This is a genomic window from Pseudoalteromonas sp. OF5H-5 (assembly GCF_021530695.1).
Classification (GTDB): domain Bacteria; phylum Pseudomonadota; class Gammaproteobacteria; order Enterobacterales; family Alteromonadaceae; genus Pseudoalteromonas.
In genome coordinates, this window is sequence record NZ_JAKGBF010000007.1 from 21452 (window position 1) to 41237 (window position 19786).

The 19786-nt window shown below is 43.7% G+C and carries 20 protein-coding genes and 1 tRNA gene; 5 read left to right on the forward strand and 16 right to left on the reverse strand.

What is annotated here, in order from left to right; genetic code table 11:
- Positions 1–8: 8 nt before the first annotated feature.
- The 8 genes from fdx to trmJ form a co-directional block, all read right to left on the reverse strand.
- Positions 9–347: an ISC system 2Fe-2S type ferredoxin gene (fdx, locus tag L1271_RS11705; RefSeq protein ID WP_102057534.1), complete on the reverse strand. Its 339-nt coding sequence runs from the start codon at positions 345–347 to the stop codon at positions 9–11.
- Between the two features lies 1 nt (position 348).
- Positions 349–2211 carry a Fe-S protein assembly chaperone HscA gene (hscA, locus tag L1271_RS11710; RefSeq protein ID WP_235367934.1) on the reverse strand — a complete coding sequence of 621 codons (1863 nt, stop codon included), beginning with the start codon at positions 2209–2211 and terminating at the stop codon, positions 349–351.
- Between the two features lie 41 nt (positions 2212–2252).
- Complete coding sequence (hscB, locus tag L1271_RS11715; RefSeq protein ID WP_235367935.1) at positions 2253–2777, reverse strand: co-chaperone HscB; 525 nt, start codon at positions 2775–2777, stop codon at positions 2253–2255.
- A gap of 60 nt (positions 2778–2837) precedes the next feature.
- Positions 2838–3161 carry an iron-sulfur cluster assembly protein IscA gene (gene iscA, locus L1271_RS11720; RefSeq protein WP_010378967.1) on the reverse strand — a complete coding sequence of 108 codons (324 nt, stop codon included), beginning with the start codon at positions 3159–3161 and terminating at the stop codon, positions 2838–2840.
- A gap of 9 nt (positions 3162–3170) precedes the next feature.
- Entirely contained in the window at positions 3171–3554 is a 384-nt protein-coding gene (gene iscU / locus L1271_RS11725) for a Fe-S cluster assembly scaffold IscU (protein ID WP_010607219.1), read from the reverse strand.
- A 60-nt stretch (positions 3555–3614) separates the two neighbouring features.
- The gene (locus L1271_RS11730; protein WP_010378962.1) at positions 3615–4829 is read right to left on the reverse strand and encodes an IscS subfamily cysteine desulfurase; all 1215 of its coding nucleotides are present in this window, start codon (positions 4827–4829) and stop codon (positions 3615–3617) included.
- 23 nt (positions 4830–4852) lie between these two features.
- Entirely contained in the window at positions 4853–5344 is a 492-nt protein-coding gene (iscR, locus tag L1271_RS11735; RefSeq protein WP_010378960.1) for a Fe-S cluster assembly transcriptional regulator IscR, read from the reverse strand.
- 291 nt (positions 5345–5635) lie between these two features.
- Positions 5636–6364 carry a tRNA (cytosine(32)/uridine(32)-2'-O)-methyltransferase TrmJ gene (gene trmJ, locus L1271_RS11740; protein ID WP_010607218.1) on the reverse strand — a complete coding sequence of 243 codons (729 nt, stop codon included), beginning with the start codon at positions 6362–6364 and terminating at the stop codon, positions 5636–5638.
- Positions 6365–6579: 215 nt separating this feature from the next.
- Between trmJ and suhB the strand changes: the two genes are divergently transcribed.
- Both suhB and L1271_RS11750 read left to right on the forward strand, forming a co-directional pair.
- Complete coding sequence (suhB, locus tag L1271_RS11745; RefSeq protein WP_010607217.1) at positions 6580–7383, forward strand: inositol-1-monophosphatase; 804 nt, start codon at positions 6580–6582, stop codon at positions 7381–7383.
- A gap of 240 nt (positions 7384–7623) precedes the next feature.
- Positions 7624–9171 carry a hypothetical protein gene (locus tag L1271_RS11750; RefSeq protein WP_235367936.1) on the forward strand — a complete coding sequence of 516 codons (1548 nt, stop codon included), beginning with the start codon at positions 7624–7626 and terminating at the stop codon, positions 9169–9171.
- Between the two features lie 81 nt (positions 9172–9252).
- Here L1271_RS11750 and L1271_RS11755 read toward each other — a convergent pair whose 3' ends face one another.
- The 4 genes from L1271_RS11755 to L1271_RS11770 all read right to left on the reverse strand — a co-directional run bounded on the left by L1271_RS11755 (position 9253) and on the right by L1271_RS11770 (position 12258).
- Positions 9253–10428: a mandelate racemase/muconate lactonizing enzyme family protein gene (locus L1271_RS11755; protein ID WP_039493039.1), complete on the reverse strand. Its 1176-nt coding sequence runs from the start codon at positions 10426–10428 to the stop codon at positions 9253–9255.
- A gap of 8 nt (positions 10429–10436) precedes the next feature.
- On the reverse strand, positions 10437–11204 hold the full coding sequence (locus L1271_RS11760) for a class II aldolase/adducin family protein (RefSeq protein ID WP_102057539.1): 768 nt from the start codon (positions 11202–11204) through the stop codon (positions 10437–10439).
- A 121-nt stretch (positions 11205–11325) separates the two neighbouring features.
- Positions 11326–11649 (reverse strand): c-type cytochrome, encoded by a 324-nt coding sequence (locus tag L1271_RS11765; protein WP_010607213.1) that lies wholly within the window; start codon positions 11647–11649, stop codon positions 11326–11328.
- Positions 11650–11721: 72 nt separating this feature from the next.
- On the reverse strand, positions 11722–12258 hold the full coding sequence (locus L1271_RS11770; RefSeq protein ID WP_010378951.1) for a DUF2058 domain-containing protein: 537 nt from the start codon (positions 12256–12258) through the stop codon (positions 11722–11724).
- A gap of 188 nt (positions 12259–12446) precedes the next feature.
- Here L1271_RS11770 and L1271_RS11775 point away from each other — a divergent pair, with 188 nt between their 5' ends.
- Positions 12447–13580, forward strand: a complete 1134-nt coding sequence (locus L1271_RS11775) for an MFS transporter (RefSeq protein WP_102057540.1) — start codon at positions 12447–12449, stop codon at positions 13578–13580.
- Here the strand turns inward: L1271_RS11775 and L1271_RS11780 are convergent.
- A complete protein-coding gene (locus tag L1271_RS11780; RefSeq protein ID WP_235367937.1) occupies positions 13539–14051 on the reverse strand; it encodes a prolyl-tRNA synthetase associated domain-containing protein in 513 nt (170 codons plus the stop codon). The two genes, L1271_RS11775 and L1271_RS11780, sit on opposite strands and share 42 nt — an antisense overlap.
- Positions 14048–14443: a hypothetical protein gene (locus tag L1271_RS11785; RefSeq protein ID WP_206473689.1), complete on the reverse strand. Its 396-nt coding sequence runs from the start codon at positions 14441–14443 to the stop codon at positions 14048–14050. The genes L1271_RS11780 and L1271_RS11785 overlap by 4 nt, the downstream gene beginning before the upstream one ends.
- A 129-nt stretch (positions 14444–14572) precedes the next feature.
- Between L1271_RS11785 and L1271_RS11790 the strand changes: the two genes are divergently transcribed.
- Positions 14573–14648, forward strand: a tRNA-Ala gene (locus L1271_RS11790).
- Between the two features lie 152 nt (positions 14649–14800).
- Here L1271_RS11790 and L1271_RS11795 read toward each other — a convergent pair.
- Both L1271_RS11795 and proB read right to left on the reverse strand, forming a co-directional pair.
- On the reverse strand, positions 14801–16048 hold the full coding sequence (locus L1271_RS11795; RefSeq protein WP_206473687.1) for a glutamate-5-semialdehyde dehydrogenase: 1248 nt from the start codon (positions 16046–16048) through the stop codon (positions 14801–14803).
- 3 nt (positions 16049–16051) lie between these two features.
- Positions 16052–17158: a glutamate 5-kinase gene (proB, locus tag L1271_RS11800; RefSeq protein ID WP_026001031.1), complete on the reverse strand. Its 1107-nt coding sequence runs from the start codon at positions 17156–17158 to the stop codon at positions 16052–16054.
- A gap of 565 nt (positions 17159–17723) precedes the next feature.
- Here proB and L1271_RS11805 point away from each other — a divergent pair.
- The gene (locus tag L1271_RS11805) at positions 17724–19595 is read left to right on the forward strand and encodes a cation:proton antiporter (RefSeq protein WP_235367938.1); all 1872 of its coding nucleotides are present in this window, start codon (positions 17724–17726) and stop codon (positions 19593–19595) included.
- Positions 19596–19786: the final 191 nt, after the last annotated feature.

Consider the following 19786-nt stretch of genomic DNA (forward strand, 5'->3'; position numbering starts at 1 on the left):
AGCAGCACTTAATGGTCTTCATTAACGATATTGAGATTGTACTTTGGAATTTCAACCACTAAGTCTTCATCACTAATTATCGCTTGGCAACCTAAACGCGACTCAGCTTCAAGACCCCATGCTTTATCTAGCATGTCATCTTCTAACTCATCGCTTTCTTCCAGCGAGTCAAAACCTTCACGAACAACGATATGGCACGTAGTACATGCACATGACTTTTCACAGGCATGTGGAATACTAATTCCGTTTTTCAACGCCACATCGAGTACAGTTTCACCCGTTTTCGCGTCGATTGCAGCACCTTCCGGACATAACTCTTCATGGGGTAAAAAGATAATTTGTGGCATATTACACCTCGTCTACCGACTGCCCTTGCAGTGCCTTTTTAATTGATTCATCCATACGGCGTGAAGCAAAATCACTACTCGCCTGATCGACTTCTTCGATCGCCTTTTTAATCTGCTCTGGATTGTCTGCACTTTCGCGAATTTGTGCAAGTTCAGTCATTGCACCACGCAGTGTATTGAGCTCATCTTCTGCCAACAGATGACCATCCGTTGCAAGCGATGCCTCTAACGCTTCTAACACACGCAGCGCTTCAACCTGCTGCTCTTTAAGCATACGAGCGCTCATGTCTTCTTTGGCATTGCTCATCGAATCTTTTAGCATTTGCGCTACTTGGTCATCGCTCAAACCAAACGACGGTTTTACCTGGATCTCAGCCTGCACGCCTGTCGACTTTTCTTCAGCCGAAACACTCAATAGACCATCAGCGTCAACTCTAAAAGTGACTCGAATATGCGCAGCGCCTGCCGCCATTGGTGGAATGCCTTTTAGACTAAATTTAGCTAAGCTACGACAATCATCAACGAGTTCACGCTCACCTTGCAATACATGCAATGACATAGCGGTTTGACCATCTTTAAAAGTGGTAAACTCTTGTGCACGTGCAACAGGAATAGTGGTATTGCGCGGAATGATTTTTTCAACCAATCCACCCATAGTTTCTAGGCCTAAAGACAATGGCAATACATCAAGCAGTAACATATCAGAGTCAGGCTTGTTACCCACTAAAATATCAGCTTGGATAGCAGCACCTAATGCCACCACACGGTCTGGATCGATTGATGTTAGCGGCTCTTTGGCAAAGAAACTCCCGACTTCTTCACGCACCACTGGCATACGAGTCGAACCACCGACCATCACAACCTGCAAGACTTCTTCTGCTGTGACACCGGCGTCTTTTAACGCGCGGCGACAAGAGCGTAAAGTCTTTTTAACTAAAGGCATTGCCATTTCAGCAAATGCTTGACGCGTGATCGTAACAACCAACTTTTGCTCGCGAACTGGTAGCTCTACGTTTACCGTTTCATAGCTTGAAAGCGCTTCTTTACAGGCTCTTGCCTTATTGATAAACAAGCGTAGCTCTTTTGGGTTTAAATCAAATAGCTGCGTTTGCTGTTTGAAGAAATCGACCAACAGTGAATCAAAGTCATCACCACCAAGGCTAGAATCACCACCGGTTGATAATACCTCAAACACTCCTTGGTTTAAGCGTAAGATAGAAATATCAAACGTACCACCACCAAGGTCATAAACCGCGATCACGCCTTCTTGACCGGAGTCTAGGCCGTAAGCTACCGCAGCTGCAGTCGGCTCATTGAGAAGTCTTAATACTTTTAGACCAGCAAGCTCGGCTGCGTCTTTTGTACTTTGCCTTTGTGCATCATCAAAATATGCAGGTACAGTGATCACCGCGCCCATTACATCCTCACCAGCAAAGCTATCAATAGCACGTTGGTGTAATGTTTTTAAAATTTCAGCGGAGGCTTGCACTGGGCTTACAGCGCCAGCTACGGTTTCAATAGCAAGCGAACCGTTATTATCGACAAAATTATAAGGCAACTGACCATAGCTTTGTTCTATTTCAGATTGCGTTTTACCTAAAAAACGTTTTACAGAAATAAGCGTATTAGTCGGGTCTTCAGCAGAAGCAGCTTGGGCTTGTTCACCAACAATAACCTCTGAGTCGGTGTACCTTACTACCGACGGCAGCATAGGTTTACCCATAAAATCGCTAAGAGTCTTCGTTTCGCCACTTTGTACTGTTGCCACAAGAGAGTTCGTGGTACCTAAGTCAATACCAATCGCTAATTTATGCTCATGAGGTGCCGCGCTCTGCCCCGGCTCAGCAATTTGCAATAATGCCATAATGCTCTTTTCACTTTAACGTTTGTTGATGTTATACATCATCAATCGAATAATTCATCTTCGATACGTGCTAATTCGTCGCGTAACTTGTAGACAAACTTTAGCTTACGAATATTGTCTGCTGCGGCTTCTAATGTGCTCACGTCATCGCTTTGAAGCTGCTCGGCAAGGGAGGCGCTAAACTCTGTATCTAACGCTTTAATCTGTGTTTCGAGCTCTGCAATCGCGCCGTCAGGATCCGCCGCATCAGGTAATTCTTCTAATGCTTCGCGCAGCTCCATCTGTTGCATTAAAAACATCGGATCTTGCAACGTTTGTTGCTCTGCACGTATGTCTACACCCTTTTCGCTTAGCATATACTCGGCGCGTTTAACTGGGTGTTTAAGTACCGCTAGCGCGTCATTGATCTCTGCGGTTTTCTGTACCGCGAGCAACTTCTCACGCTCACTTTTACCAGCAAATCTATCTGGGTGAACTGCACGCTGTAGCTCTAAATAACCTTGATTTAGTTTGTTTAAATCAACGTGATAATCAACAGGTAAATCAAATAATTCAAAATAACGCATACGCACCTAATACAGCAAAGCCCCACCAAGGCAGGGCTTTAAGCTATTCACTGTTGCAAACTATACGGTGAAGCTTTCGCCACAGCCACATTCGTCTTTCTGATTTGGGTTATTGAATTTAAACCCTTCATTCAGACCTTCTTTTGTGTAATCAAGCTCTGTGCCGTCGATATAAACTAAACTTTTTGCATCAACGATGATTTTGACATCTTTGTCTTCAAATACTTCGTCGCCTTCATCTAAATCGTCGACAAATTCGAGAACATAAGCAAGACCTGAACAGCCCGTGGTTTTAATACCAACGCGCAGCCCTATGCCTTTTCCACGGTTACTCAAAAAGGCTAATACGCGATTAGCGGCTGCATCTGTTAACGTCACTGCCATAATAGTCTCTTACTTCGCTTGTTTACTCTTATAATCTGCAATCGCAGCTTGAATCGCATCTTCTGCCAAAATTGAGCAGTGGATTTTCACTGGTGGCAACTCAAGCTCAGCGCTGATATCAGTGTTTTTGATAGTGGAAGCTTCTTCTAACGATTTACCTTTCACCCACTCAGTCACAAGGGATGATGATGCAATCGCGCTACCACAACCATATGTCTTGAATTTCGCATCTTCGATGATGCCTTCTTTTGACACTTTAATTTGTAGTTTCATTACGTCGCCACATGCAGGTGCCCCCACCATGCCCGTTGCTACGCTTGGATCGTTCTTGTCTAAAGAACCTACGTTACGTGGATTCTCAACGTGGTCGATAACTTTATCACTGTAAGCCATAACTATTTCCTCACTACCTGCTTGCGGCTGGATAGTATCCAGCCAGCGGCTAAAACTTGCTTAATGGTGTGCCCATTCAACGCTATCTAAGTCGATGCCATCTTGGTGCATTTCCCAAAGCGGTGACATCTCACGTAAGCGACCAATAGAATTCTTAAGAAGATTGACGGTGTAATCGATCTCTTCTTCTGTCGTAAAACGACCAATACTAAAACGGATTGAGCTGTGTGCTAATTCGTCATTACGACCTAGAGCACGCAGTACATAAGATGGCTCTAAGCTCGCCGATGTACATGCAGAACCTGAAGAAACCGCAATGTCTTTAACTGCCATTAGTAGACTTTCACCTTCAACAAAGTTGAAGCTGATGTTTACAATGCCAGGTACTGATTGGTCGATAGCACCATTAAAATAAACTTCGTCCATATCCATTAGGCCGTCCAATAGACGCTGACGAAGCGCACTGATGTGTGCATGGTCTTTTTCAAAGTCTTGCTTAGCAATTCTAAATGCTGTGCCCATACCCACGATTTGATGAGTAGCAAGAGTACCAGAACGCATACCGCGCTCATGACCACCACCGTGCATTTGTGCTTCTAAACGCGCACGTGGCTTACGGCGTACGTACAACGCACCGATACCTTTAGGGCCATAAACTTTGTGGCCCGAAAATGACATAAAGTCTACTTTCAATGTTTGTAGGTCGATTAGTACCTTGCCAGCACTTTGCGCCGCATCAACATGGAACATGATCTTGCGCTCACGACACATCTCACCGATAGTCGCGATATCTTGAATAACACCTAGCTCGTTATTAACGTGCATTACGCTCACTAAAACAGTGTCTTCGCGCATCGTTGCTTCAAGCTTTTTCAAGTCAAGTAAGCCGTTGTCTTCAACATCCATATACGTCACTTCAAAGCCTTGACGCTCAAGCTCACGACAGGTGTCTAGTACTGCTTTATGTTCAGTACGAACGGTGATGATGTGCTTACCTTTCTTTTTATAGAACTGTGCAGCACCTTTGATTGCAAGGTTGTTTGACTCAGTTGCACCAGATGTGAAAACGATTTCACGCGGATCAGCGTTGATTAAATCAGCGATATCATTACGCGCCTGATCAACCAGTTCTTCTGCTTGCCAACCGAAACGGTGTGAACGAGAAGCTGGATTACCAAAGTTACCATCCATTGTCAGGCACTGCATCATCTCGTCTGCAACACGCTGATCAACCGGAGCGGTTGCTGCATAATCTAGATATATCGGTAATTTCATTTATCTCTCCGCTTGACGTCAACCTAGAGTTGACAGCTCACTTGAATATTGTCTAATTGCTCGATAACACGTTTAACGTGCTTATCTTGCCGCGTTGCTACGGATTGAACATCCGCGTCGGCGACTAACTCGGCTAGGGAAATACTGTTTAAAAATTCTTCAATTCGCACACTTAAATCAGACCACAATGAATGAGTTAGACAGCGCATACCGCTTTGGCAGCCGCCGCCTTCGCCGTGACAACGTGTTGCGTCAACGGACTCGTCAACAGCATTGATCACATCACCAACGGAAATTGTGTGTGCATCACGGCCTAATAAGTAGCCGCCGCCTGGACCACGTACAGAGCTAACTAAGCCATGTTTACGTAGACGGGCAAATAATTGTTCAAGGTAAGATAGCGAAATCTCTTGTCGTTCAGAGATATCGGCTAGTGGAACAGGGCCAATACTTGCGTGTAACGCAACATCTAACATTGCTGTCACGGCGTATCTGCCTTTTGATGTCAGTTTCATGCATAACCCCCGCTAATTTACCAAGCTGCAAATTTTAATTACTTGACTAAGATAGTCAAGTATTAACCAAGCATAATAACGGCTTTAAATCTGCAACCCTCGTATGCCTACCCAAAATACCCGAGTAATTTAATCAGGTATTATGGATATTGTAATTACCTGAGTATTTTAGTCAAGTATTAGTGATGAAGATTTATGCAAGATTTCACAAAAGGAATGGTTGATATTTAGACAGTAGAAATATAACAGTATTGGCGCGCCGAGTTGGCCAATACTGTTATCTTGTTTGGTTTACTTGTTAGTAGATTTATCTATCGAACTTAGGATCCCACGTAGAATATTAAGTTCTTGATCTTCCGGTCTAGCACGGTTGAACAAACGCTTTAGCTTGGTCATTACCATGCCCGGATGCTGTTTGATGATAAAGCCAGTGTCATTCAGGGTATTTTCAAGATGCTCGTAGAATAACTCCATCTGCTTTGATGATGGGTAAATCGTTTCATCCACTTCTTCTGGCTGCTTTTGTTGCGTGTCTAAGTATGTCATACGCGTTTCGTAGGCCAACGTTTGCACTGCCATCGCAAGATTAAGCGAGCTATACTCAGGATTAGCCGGAATACATACGTGATAGTTGCACAACTGCAGCTCTTCGTTCGACAAGCCACTGTTTTCTCGACCAAATACCAATGCAACTGGGCCATTCACCGATTCAGCAACCAATTTTTGTGCACACTCACGCGGGTCTACCATTGGCCACGACAAAGTGCGTGAGCGCGCACTCGTGCCAATAGTTAAAGCGCAATCAGCAATCGCCTCTTGAAGTGTATCGACTTTAGTCGCTGCACCCAACACGTCTGTTGCGCCAGCCGCCAATGCACTTGCATGGCTGTCCACTTCACATGCAGGGTCAACTAAGTAAAGCTTAGATAACCCCATCGTCTTCATCGCTCTCGCAACAGAGCCAATATTGCCAGAGTGTGAGGTGTTCACTAATACAATTCGAATATCTTCTAAAGCCATTTACACGAGTCTCAAACAAAAATAATGGCGCAGTGTAGCATATCTAATTTGCGTTTTTCCAAGCTCCACAACCAGAAATTAAAAATCTTTATGTAGCAACGAAGTACAAAAAACAACCAGAGAAATTCACAATTGGTTATTTACTTTAGAGAAAAAACCGCTAGAATACGCCGGCTCAAAATGATCCTGTTCTTTTACAACCTAAAGGTAATGCTATGCATCCAATGTTGAACATTGCGGTACGCGCTGCGCGTAACGCAGGTAAGATTATCCTACGTGCAAGTGAAGATTTATCGCGCGTTGAAGCTACTCAAAAAGGCACAAATGATTTAGTAACTAACATCGATAAAGATGCGGAATCAATCGTTCGTGACACAATTTTAAAATCTTACCCTGATCACGCTATTGTTGGTGAAGAATTTGGTCATCACGAAGGCAAAGATGCAGACTACCTTTGGGTTATCGATCCTCTAGACGGTACAACTAACTTCGTTAAAGGTATCCCTCATTATGCTGTTTCTATCGCGCTAAGAGTTAAAGGTCGCGTAGAGCAAGCTGTTGTATACGATCCAATCCGCGACGAATTATTTACTGCTTCTCGTGGCCAAGGCGCACAGCTAAACAACAAACGTATTCGTGTATCTAAGTCTATTGAATTACAAGGCACTGTGCTTGCAACAGGTTTCCCTTTCAAGCAAAAGCACCACATGGATGCCTACCTAGAAGCGTTCAAAGCATTATTCATTCATACAGCTGATATCCGCCGTGCGGGCTCTGCAGCTTTAGACATGGCATATGTTGCTGCAGGTCGTATGGATGGCTTCTTTGAAATTGGCCTTAAGCCTTGGGATACAGCAGCCGGTGAGCTGTTAGTAAAAGAAGCAGGCGGTATGGTCACTGATTTTGCAGGCGGTGCTAACTTTAACCGTAGCGGCAACATCATCTGTGGCGCGCCTAAGCTTTGCCAAGCGATTGTAAAAGAAATTCGTCCAGTATTAACTGAGTCATTGCTAAAATAATAACTCTGGCTTAGACAAAAGAGCCAAGTATTACCTTAGGCTAGTAAATAAAGAAAGAGCTACTATTTCATTATGGTGGCTCTTTTTGTTTCCACCTCCTTTCGTAAAACTTACGACGAGCCAGCCTGTCACTACCACAAAAATGGCTCTTTTCTTCTTATATCCGAATCGCTAAATGCTGTTGCCAGCAGTACATAAGCACCATATGCTAGAGCTTCACCATTTAAGCAAGGAAAAGTGATGGTAAAACTCATTATTTTTGTATTTACGGTATTCACCCCAATCGCACTTTCGCAACCAACAATTAATAATGCGCTACCCTTTCCTGATAAAAAACAACGAGCAGAGATTGCCACACAGCTATTTTCTGGAATAGAAAGCATCGATGCTATAACAATAGCACTGCGCAATAAAACCAGACGTGTAGACTGGAAAACCTACAAAGCCATAGCAAGTAAACGTATCGTAAACTCAAATAATTGGGATACCCTATACCGTGCCCTAGACAACCTACACTATGGAATTTTAAATCGTCACTCCTATTTGATAGTTGATGAAAAGGCACGCCAACAAGTCACGAACTTCCCTAAGTGGCCGAAGCTCGAAATAGGCTATACATGGCCTCAAATTAGCTTTTTCTCTACCAAAAACCAAAAGTCAATCAGACTTATAAACGAGCGTAGCATAGAAGATTTGTTTGAAGAGTTTTTCAACTTTTATTGTAATGACGTACACAAATCAGGTTGCCTGCGGCTGTTCTCCAGCTACATGAAATCGGGCTACTTCTTCTCTGGTGGCCTAGATAAACTCGTCGTTAGTTACACAGATAACAGTTCAGATGTTTTTGTAAAACTGGGGCAACAAAAAAACAAGCAACAAGCTTCTTCTAAATGTTCAGAAATGTATTTACCGCTTGGCTTAAATTTGCTCTACGATGGCAGTCAGTCATGCCTATATGAAAGCAACGGTACCTTTGTGCTTAAAATATTCTACTTTGGTAAATGGGGTTCTCACAGCAATGATATCTATTGTGACGAAGCTAAAGAACCAGGTATGTGCTTCGATATCAACGAAATAAAGCAAATTACACATCGCTCGCCGGCTAAGCCCCTAATCGTAGATATCCAGAATAATAAAGGTGGTTCAGAAAATACGCCTTGGATCGCCGCTTTGACCCGAAATGGATTCAGAGACAATTTGGTCCAGTATCGAAATACACCGCTTTTGGCAAATAAAGAGATACGGGATAGCGCGTTTTACCAAAGTAAAAGAGCCGAACGTTGGTATCAAAATATTGTCGCTGACATCACCAGTCGTGACGACTTTCTGCCTCCTCGGCCTGACTTTTGCCGCGGCTCTGCCCAGTGCGACATTCGCATGATTGACTCGTCTTCTACATCTATGAAGTACGAATCCTTAAAACTCGTAGTCAATGCTGGATGCGTTAGCTCTTGTGATGATTTTATTTGGCGAACACGCCAGTATGCAAATGCGAAAACCTTTGGACAATTGCCGGCTACCGACGGCGCCTATGCCAGATTAACTGGTTACTTATTTATCACTCAAACAGGGAAGATAATTAATGTTATCACTGGTGAAGGCGAGCACCCAGCAGGTGATAATGGAACTTTATTACTGACTTATCAGCTCCCTATTTCTAAAACAGTGAGCTTTGACGGAGAAATGTTGGAAGGAAATGCTAGCGTACTTGACAACTTATTGCCTGTCAGCAAACTGAACTATGTTAATTTGGAATTAGATAACTTGGTAAATGCCTTGCGTGATTAAAGCATCCGATTAGCTAGCTAGAAATACAATGAAGCCGCTATAGCCAAGATAGCGGCTTCACTGGTTTAGGAGCGTTCAGACCTACTTAATTTCCACACGGGCTGAGCGCATCACGATTTCATCGTTTAGCTCAATACCAAGCCCCGGCTCTTCTGACACTCTAAAGATACCGTTCTTAGGCTGTGGATCTTGCAAGCATAGCTCTCTGTTCCACTTTTTGATTGCGTAAGTATGGTGCTCATGGATCAGGAAATTTGGGATCGCGGTTTCCAAGTGTAATGAAGCTGCGGTTGCTACCGGGCCGCCACAGACATGCGCCTGAATACGGATATCAAAGATATCGGCGTAATCACATACCTTCTTAGTTTCCGTAAAGCCACCACATAGGCCAATATCTGGCTGCAGTACATCAATACTTTGATCTTCAAAATAAGGGCGAACACCCCAGCGATTATATAAACGTTCCCCACCAGCGATTGGCACAGAGGTCTTGTTGGCTACCTTTGCATGTAAAGAGTGGTTAAGATAATTCACAGGCTCTTCATAATACATACAATCAAATTCTTCAGCGATGTCTGCAATTTGAATGGCTGATGTCGCGCCTGGTAAGCTGTGGCATTCAAAAATAATGTCGACTTCATCACCTACCGCTTCACGTATTGCTTTCATTCTTGCACGGTATAATTTCATTTCCGCGCGCGAGATAAGCTTAGTTCTATCGTAATAGGTGTTGCCATCTTTATCGTACTGAATTGGGTCAACTTTAACCGCATCGTACCCTTCTGCAATGGCTTTGTGAGCCGCTTCAGCATATTCGTGTGGTTGAACTAGTGCTTTAAACTCGCTATCCCAATCAAACTGTAATTGTGAGGCATAGGTGCGAAGCTCAGGGTTCACTTTACCACCAAGCAACTGATAAACAGGTAGGTTTAAGGCTTTACCTTTAATATCCCAAAGCGCGGTATCTATTGCTGACATCGCCGCATATACCACAGGTCCGCCACCTAAACCCCAAAAGCTTTCTCTCAGCATACGCGACCAAAGCAGCTCGGTTTGAAAAGGGTCATGACCAATTAAAAAAGCTTCAGCCATTTCTTTGATCATACTGGCCGCAGCGCTGTGGCCGAGGTCGTATGCAAGCCCAGCTTCACCAACCCCTGAAATGCCTTCATCGGTGTGAATACGAACAAAAACGGGTGTCCAAGCAGGTCTATCTGGACAATGAATATCAAAAACTTCGACACGATTAACTTTCATGTTGACTCCTATTGAGCAAAGCTTGGGTCTAGGCGGTAAGCTTTACGAAGCATTGCGGGCCATGCTAATTGACCACCGGTGCTACCGCTATGCACGACATTCGCTTGGTTATATATGTTATCAATAATGGGTTGTGGTACAGGTACGGCTTGTTGTCCCGTTGCTTGAATCGCAACTTGAATTTCGCATGCACGCTGTAAGTCATAAAAACGCATAAAGGCATCGCCTACCGTTGGTCCAACAGTTAAACCACCATGGTTCACCAGCAGCATATGATTGGTTGTACCTAAGTCATCTTGCAAGCGCTTTTTTTCATCCATATTCACTGCTAAGCCTTCATAGCCGTGATACGACAGTGATGGTAAGGAGAACATACTATGCTGACTCAAAGGCAATAAACCACATTCTACACTTGCGACTGCGATCGTCTCTTTGGTATGGAGGTGGATAACGCAATGCGCATCTTCTCGCACCTCATGGATCGCACTGTGAATAGTAAAGCCCGCCGGATTAATCTCAAATGGCGTATCATCAAGAATATTCCCTTCAAGATCGACCTTCACCAAATTAGAAGCGGTGACTTCATCAAAAGTCAGGCCAAAGGCGTTTACTAAATAATGATCCGTACCCGGCAAACGCGCCGACATATGCGTATAAATTAGATCTCCCCAGCGAAAGTGCTCAACCAGTCGATAGCAAGCGGCAAGGTCAACACGCAGCTGCCATTCTTCTGCGCTTACTTTGTCTTTTAAATTTAACTGAGGTAATTCGAACATGGGGATCCCTTATTGACTCCACATTTGGATGTATAGAAGTCTAAATTAGCTTAATTATATCTTCAACTAAAAACCACCGCGAACGGTGGTTTTTTATCATCTTTGATATCTAACTTTGATGTTATTCAACTTTAGATAGATACTCTGCAATCGCATCGATTTCAGCGTCAGTGACATTAGCGACCATCGCTTTCATTGCTGCTGTCATACCGTTATTACGTTTACCTGATTTGATATCTTTCATTTGCGCCGCTAAATACTCTTTGCTTTGACCATTTACCTTCGGATACAGAGGCATGATCGGTGCTTTACCTTCTGCACCATGACAGGTTTGGCACATCTTTGCTGTATACAATGCTTTACCATCTGCAGCCATTGAACTTGCTGAACCTAGTGCGCAAATTGCCACCGTAGTCCCTACTAGTAGTTTTTTCATCTTGCTCATATCATTACTCTTTTTATTGACGGTTAACGTTGTAAGTCAGTGTAGACTAAAGTTTGACCTAAAGCCTAATCACTACCACATCAAATCATCTGGGACTTCAAAGTCAGCGTAAGGGTCATCCTCATCACCTTGCTGATTGTCCTCAACATGGAAAACGATATACTTCTCGTCTACCTCTGCAATCTTTCTAGCAGGTTCATCTTGTAGTACGTAGAACTGCTCTTCTAATACACAAATCGCTAAACGCCCCTTTGATAGCGCTTTTTGTGTTTCGGAATTAACTTCTAACTCCTTCACCTTATTTTGATATGTGAAGTTAAAGGTCACATTACCGCGGATCTCATCTTGGTTATGGTGTTCTAAGATCTGCTTCACGCGAGCAATTTGCTCTTTATCTTTTAGCGTTTCTTGCTTCGCTTTATTTAGCTCTTCGGCACGCTTTTGCTGCTCAAGCTTTGTCTGCTCAATATGTTTTTGAAGGTCTGTTTGGTCGCTCGTTGCGCCTTTTTTCTTTTTCTTCTGCTGTTTACGCTTTTGTGTTTTTGCAACTTTCGCTTTGTGCTCAGTTGTTAGACCTGCTTTTAGCAACTGATCTTGCAGTGAACCCATCATGCAACTCCGTAAAATAGACTTTTCACTATTTTAACTCAGCAATTTCGATTGACCAGAGAGGAATCGGTCAATCTAATGTAAAACTACCAAAATTATTGTTGCGCATCGTGATTTAGCGCAAAAAATTGTCATCTAGTTTGCTTTAATTTAAGCTAACTCATCGAAATTAAACGCCTTATTGCTTAATGCCCGTCATTCATCTATTGCTTTGCTCTGTGACCATTTTTTTTGTGCTTTACGCGCCGCAGCCGCTGCTGGCCGAGTTTGCAGAGCAATTTAATGTATCGGCGTCAGATGCGGGCATGCTGATGTCAGCAACTATGCTACCTCTGGCTATCGCGCCAATCTGCTACGGGTTATTGCTGGCAAAGTCCAATCCGCTGCGCATTTTAAAATGGACCATGCTGCTCTTGGCACTCAGCAGTTTAGCATTTGCTTCAATGACTTCGTTTTCAGGGCTCTTGTTTACTCGGTTAATTCAAGGGTTATTATTACCTGCTGCACTCACTGCGATGACGGGTTATATCGGCCAACAGTTTAGTGGCTCACAGTTGAAAAGAAACATGAGCTTGTACATCGGAAGTACCATAGCCGGAGGTTATTTTGGCCGTACACTTGCGGCCAACTTTACTGTCTGGTTTGAGTGGCAAAGTTTCTATTACCTAAACGCATTGTTATTGATTGTGCTGGCATTTAGCATTCGAGCCAGCAAGAACAAACCACCAATAATTCACGCGACAAGGATCAGAGACTACCTGGCACCACTCAAGCAATCGCGCCTAGTGAGATTATACAGCTCTGTATTTTGTATGTTTTTCTGCTTCGCGGGGCTACTCAACTTTTTACCTTTTATACTCAAGTACGACTTTAATTTAACTGATCCCAGTAAAGTGGGCTGGGTCTATACAGGCTATTTAGTTGGTGCTTTAGGGTCTATCGTTACACCTTGGCTACAAAGTAAATTTCATTCTACCTGGCGATTTTTAGCTGTGATGTTCTTCATCTATGCTACAACCATTGCGCTATTACCCGTGGCGTCTGTGTTCTTTTTTGTGGTCTTATTTACGCTATTCTGCGCCTGTATGTTTGTGATCCATTCAACCGCAGCGCCTTTAGCAAACAGTATTAGTCAGGCACCTGCAACCGTCACCAATGGCGCTTATGTTTCATTTTATTATTCCGGAGGCGTGCTGGGATCTTATCTTCCGGGTTTGATTTATGAGCAAGCTGGCATCACTTGGTTTTGTGCGTCGCTTTTTACCGTCTGTACAGTCGGCTTAGCTCTGAGTTTGAGAAACACAGTCAACCCAGTGAGGTGAGTGCCCAGTGACTTGCCAAAAGCGCTTTAAATCTTCGAGCGTTAACACCCAAGTTTTAGTATTCACTAGGGGATGGCACTGCCATAAGTGCGCAGATTGCAGTTCACTATCAAGCCATAATTCGACTTGTTGCTCACTGTCGTTATGCAATGTGAGTGCTGATACACAGCCTTGTTCCACTCCTAAATACTTCGCTAGTCTGTCCGTCGATGCAAAACCTAAACGTGACACCCCTTGAGATTTAGACAGCGCTTTTAGGTCGACTTGCTTATCTGCAGGAATAATAAAAAGAAAGTGTCGCTTTCCATAGTTATCTCGGAGGAAGAGATTTTTCAGTCGCGTCCCTTTTCTCTCTAACTCCAAGTTGTCAGCATCTAGACAAGTATGTAACGGTGGATGCTCATAATTGAAATAGTTGATATCTAGCTGAGCGAGCCGCTCTGCAAGTGCACTTGGATTGTTTCTGATCACAAACACTTACCTCGTAACTGAACGCTACGCTGCCGCCAGTATACATCGGTAATTTTATGACCTGCGTTGCAGTAGTCCGCTTCAATCAAAGCCGGTTTTAATAAGGCGACGGCTTGCTCTTCTAACTTGAGTTTTAGAGAGGGGGAATCTTCAATACGTTCAAACTCGGCAAAACGTTTTAACTCTCTTCTTGATATTGGCTTACTTGCATCCAGCTCCATTCGAGGTGTTGCTTGTACCGTTACAATGAAAGCAAATTCTTTATCACCAGTTGGCGAAAGACGCTTATGAAGAGATTGTTTTTCGATAATAAGTTCAGGCTCATCAGACTGTGATGCACAACTCGCTAGCAGCCCAATAATGAGAATAGAAAAGATATGACGCAGAACCATAATTCGCTTAATTCGTTTTATTTTCAGTTCAGTGTAACAAAGACTATAAAAAAATAGCGAAATTTTTTGTCTGGGGTTGACGGGAATATAAAAAATGATTAAATTTCGCTTCGTCCACTGACGGAATGTGGGGCTATAGCTCAGCTGGGAGAGCGCCTGCCTTGCACGCAGGAGGTCAGCAGTTCGATCCTGCTTAGCTCCACCACTTTCCGCTCTTCTTACTTCTTACAAAACTCCCCCCCCTAAATCGAAAAGAAAAAAGCCCAAGTCTTTCGACCCGAGCTTTGCAGTTACTTATGTCATTCTGTGTATACCACTGAGTATGATTTTTCTATCTACTCAAGCAGCATCTGTTCATTACTCTCTGATTTGGCCTTCACCATTTACTAAAAACTTTTCGGTTGTTAGCGACTCTAAGCCCATTGGTCCGTAAGCGTGCAATTTGGTGGTAGCAATACCAATCTCGGCACCTAAACCTAACGCTGAACCATCACTAAAGCGTGAAGAGGCGTTAACCATCACGACGGAAGCATCTACACCGCGTTGGAACAAATCAGCAGCTGCTTTGTCTTCCGTACAGATAACTTCGGTATGGTGACTACCAAAGCGATCAATATGTGCAAGCGCTGCATTAAAATCAGTAACCTGACGAACCGCTATTTCAAGACTCAAGTATTCTTCGCCAAATTCGTCATCGCTTAACTCAACTGCATTATCAAAATAAGCTACGGTTTGCTTACACGCATTAATTTTCACACCCCTTTCTGCTAGTGCTGCAGCAACTTTCGGTAAAAAAGTCGGAGCGATATCTTGATGAACGATTAACCCTTCAAGCGCATTACATACACCAGTACGCTGCGTTTTACCGTTTAACAGAAGCGCCATTGCTTTATCGAGATCGGCCGCTTTATCTATATACAAGTGACACACGCCCTTAAAATGCTGGATCACTGGCACCGTACTATTCTCAGTAACGAAATTGATTAGACCCTCACCGCCACGTGGGATGATAAGGTCGATATATTCTTTTTGCTGCATCAGCTCCATTAGCAACGCGCGGTCTGGATCCGGAATAACAGAAACCAATGCGGCAGGTAGATTATGTTTTTCGAGCGCCTGATGCATCGCTTTTGCGATCTCTAAAGAACTTGATAACGCTTCTTTACCACCACGCAAAATAACACCATTACCTGATTTAAAACATAGTGCACCGGCGTCAGCGGTGACATTGGGGCGCGCCTCATAAATCATGCAGACAACACCAAGTGGCACTCGCATTTTACTGATTTTAATGCCATTTGGTCTTACACCCATGTCTCTACGTGCACCCACTGGATCGTCCAGTTGAATGATAGTCTCGATACCTTCAGCCATACTTTCAATCCGCGCTTGGTTAAGCGTTAATCTATCTATCATGGCGTCGCTAAGCTGGTTATCACGAGCAGCAGCCAAGTCAGCTTCATTAGCTTTAATAATGGCATCGCTATTATCACGGATCCCTTTTGCCATATCTGCTAACACCGCATTTTTTTGCTCTGTAGATAATAATGCTAACTGTTTCGCTGCTTTTGCAGCCTGTGATGAAATATCTGTGATTAAACTCATGTCTTATGACTTCTCCAATAATGCAATATCTTGTTCTGAAATAACGGGTCCGATACTATCTTGAATTCTTTCGCTGATCGGATTCTCTTCATGTTCAGTTAAAAAGTTTAATAGGCAGCTACTGTAATTGGTGGTTGCTTTGGCTAAGCGCTTACCATCTTTGCTCCTCACGAGCACGGTATCTCCAACAGAAAACTCACCTTTTACTTCAGTGATTTCATCGCCACTTAACTGACCCACCACTTGATTTTCGCCTGAGCCATAATCGCTATCAACGACCAGCTCACCTTGCTCTGATGCCGTGTGAGTCATCCAATGCACCGCTTCTTGCATCGGTTTATCATAGGCTGTAAATACCGTGCCTGGATTTTTTCCCGCCAACAATAATTCAAAGGTTGTTTCTTCGAAGCCGTTAACAATATAGGTATCTATACCGTGAGACGTCGCCTTTTCAGCAGCTTCAATTTTGGTCTTCATACCACCGGTACCAACCTTACTCGTTGGACAACCTGCCATATCGTAGATTTCTTCAGTGATCTCTGTCACCTCAGAGATCAGCTCTGCATCAGCATGTAAATTAGGATTTTTGTTATATAAACCACTGACATCGGAGCAAATAATTAGCCCATCTGCATCTGCAGCCCCCGCTACCATTGCAGACAAATTATCGTTATCACCCACCTTCAGATCGTCTGTGGTCACGGTGTCATTTTCATTGATAATAGGCAGTATTCCATGATCGAGTAAAGTGAATATTGTTTCACGAATACTGGTATATCTTTCCCTGTCACGCAGGTCGCCGTGAGTCAGCAATATCTGCGCCGACGGGAAGTCAAAGAAACGGTCCCACGTAGCCATCATCTCAGTTTGGCCAGCTGCCGCCATCGCTTTTTTCACCGCAATGCTCGGCTGCTCTGAATTAGGAAATAAGTGCGACCCTGCTGCGACTGAACCTGAAGAGACGAGGATCACCTCGATACCTCGGGCTCGACAACGCACGATGAATTGCGCGATGCTGAGTAAATAGCGGGATCGACACCCATCTTGCTCTGGCGCGATCAACGCACTCCCGATCTTGATTACTATACGTTTTGACTGTTTCATCGACATAAATTCCTGCATTAAATTAACCACCCACTCACGAGTTGGTACTCCAAATATCTCCTATTAGAAGACAACAGAAAGCGCAATGCATCGACCAAAAAGTCGGCAAATAGATAAAACAAACAGACGTGCGGCGGCGAAGACCTTAGTCCCATCATGTCGCCACACATGCTAAACCCAGACGCAGTAACAATCGTTAACTGGCTGACATTTCACTAATAGAAGATTGATTGTGACATCAAGTACTTAACCTTTGATGTCGAGCCGTTTCCAACAGGGCCACCATGGTTTGGTGCGGCCGGAAAGGCTGTACCGCAATGAATAATTGCGTAATGAGTAGATTGTGAATGACGGCGCGATTTACTCCACGCCTTGAACGTTTATTACCTTAACGTAAGCAAGGGTAAGATTGCAACCCTATCCCATGTTAATTATTTATGATCACCATAAATCAATTTTATAATACCTTATTTTCAGTAATTTATTCACTTTACCCTCATTCGCGCTGTGTTATAACTGGATGCTAGCTATACTGATAAAAATGTTGGGATAATCCAACCGGGGAGAATCTATGTCAGCAATCTACATTGCAGGTATTGCAGTATGTTCTGTAATAGCACAATGGCTTGCTTGGGCCTTTAAGGTTCCAGCAATTTTGTTTTTACTTCTTATAGGTCTTGCTTTGGGGCCATTTAGTGGCACGCTGGACCCAGATGCCTTACTCGGGGATTTACTCTTTCCTGTCGTCTCACTTTCCGTTGCTGTAATCCTCTTTGAAGGTTCACTAACCCTGCATTTTAAAGAACTCAAAGGAATTGGTAAGGTTGTACGGAATCTTTGTTCTATCGGGATGTTGGCAACCTTTGCGGTGATAGCAACGACCGCAATTTTTGTGCTGGAGCTTAACTGGCAAGTTGCCGCCGTTTTGGGCGCAGTACTTGTCGTGACTGGTCCAACAGTTATTGCCCCGATGCTGAACGCCATGCGCCCAGACAAAGACATAGACCGTATTTTACGTTGGGAAGGTATAGTCATAGACCCAATTGGTGCACTCTTTGCGGTACTCGTATTTGAAGCCGTCTCTTTAGTTGGTGGCGAAGGTATCTTCAGTCATACCCTGTGGGCGCTCGTATCAACACTTGGTGTGGGGATAAGTATTGGCGTCGCATCAGGTTACCTTACCACTTACCTAATAAGAAAAGAGTGGCTTCCTTTCGAGCTTCACAAGTTCGCCATTTTAGCGCTAGTGTTGTTTAGCTTTACGCTATCGAATCATCTGAGCCATGAGTCGGGTTTACTAGCCGTGACTATCTTTGGTATTTGGCTCGCTAACCAAGATGACTTGGAAATAGACTCAGTGTTAGAATTTAAAGAAGATCTCTCAATGATCCTGATTTCGAGCTTATTTATCTTACTCGCGGCACGACTCAAGTTAGAAGATTTAATGCTGTTAGACACTGACGTCTTTATCTTTCTAGCTGTAGTATTATTTATTGCTCGACCACTGTCGATATTCTTATCGACGTTCAATACAGACTTACCGATAAAGTCTCGTATTCTGTTAAGTTGGATAGCTCCTCGAGGTATTGTTGCTGCAGCGGTAGGCTCAGTTTTTGCGTTGAGTATGACCAAATCACAGATAGCAGATGCGGATAAAATGGTGCCGCTTATCTTCACCGTCATCATTGTCACCGTGGTACTACAAAGCCTAACGGCAACGCCTTTCGCACGTCTTTTAGGAGTGCGTCAACCAAAGCCCAATACCTTACTTATCATTGGTGCAAACCATGTAGCTAGAGCGGTGGCTAAAGGCTTAAAAGACCAAAATATTGATGTTTATCTCTCCGATCCCGCATGGGAAAACTGCAAGATGGCAAGAATGGACGGATTGCCTTGTTACTATGGTAACCCACAGTCGGAACATGCAGAGCGTTACCTCCCGTTGACCAGCTTAAAGTCTGTGCTAGCGCTTTCACCTAACCGTCATCACAACGCTTTGGGTGTACAATACTTTTCTCATTTACTTGGTGATCAATGTGTTTATTCGCTCAAATCATCCACTAACCACGCCAAGGCGAACAAAGATAGCGCCACTTTCCTTTCTCGCCAAATCTTGTTTGGCGACGAAGGTAATTACGCCAAGCTAAGTAGCATGATGGCAAAGGGCGGCAAAGTGAGCGTAACGCGGATCTCAGAAGAATTTAAATGGGAACAGTATAAAGAGGTTAACAGTGAAGCAATCCCGCTGTTTGTACTCACAGAGCAGAACAAAGATGAGGAACCCATCTTGATCCGCCCATTTACCTCTGACATGAAAAAGCTTCCAGAAGAAGGCGACCGCATATTGGCGTTGCAACCGCCTAAGTTAACGGTGCTTAAAGACCCAAACACGAATAAAGAAGGCCAAATTGGTGCAAAGCTTAGCAGCCAGCAAATTACTTAACCTGAGATTTGGATAAGAAATAAGCTAGATTTACGGGCTTTATTTAGAAATAAGTAAAAGCGGCGTCACTTACGCCGCTTTTACTTTCCACTCAAAACCTGCTGAAAGTAATACCTATTGATCCAACGGAGTTAACCTGAGCCTCAGGTTATACAACCTGAACTCGGGATAAGAAGTAAGTTAATCCACTA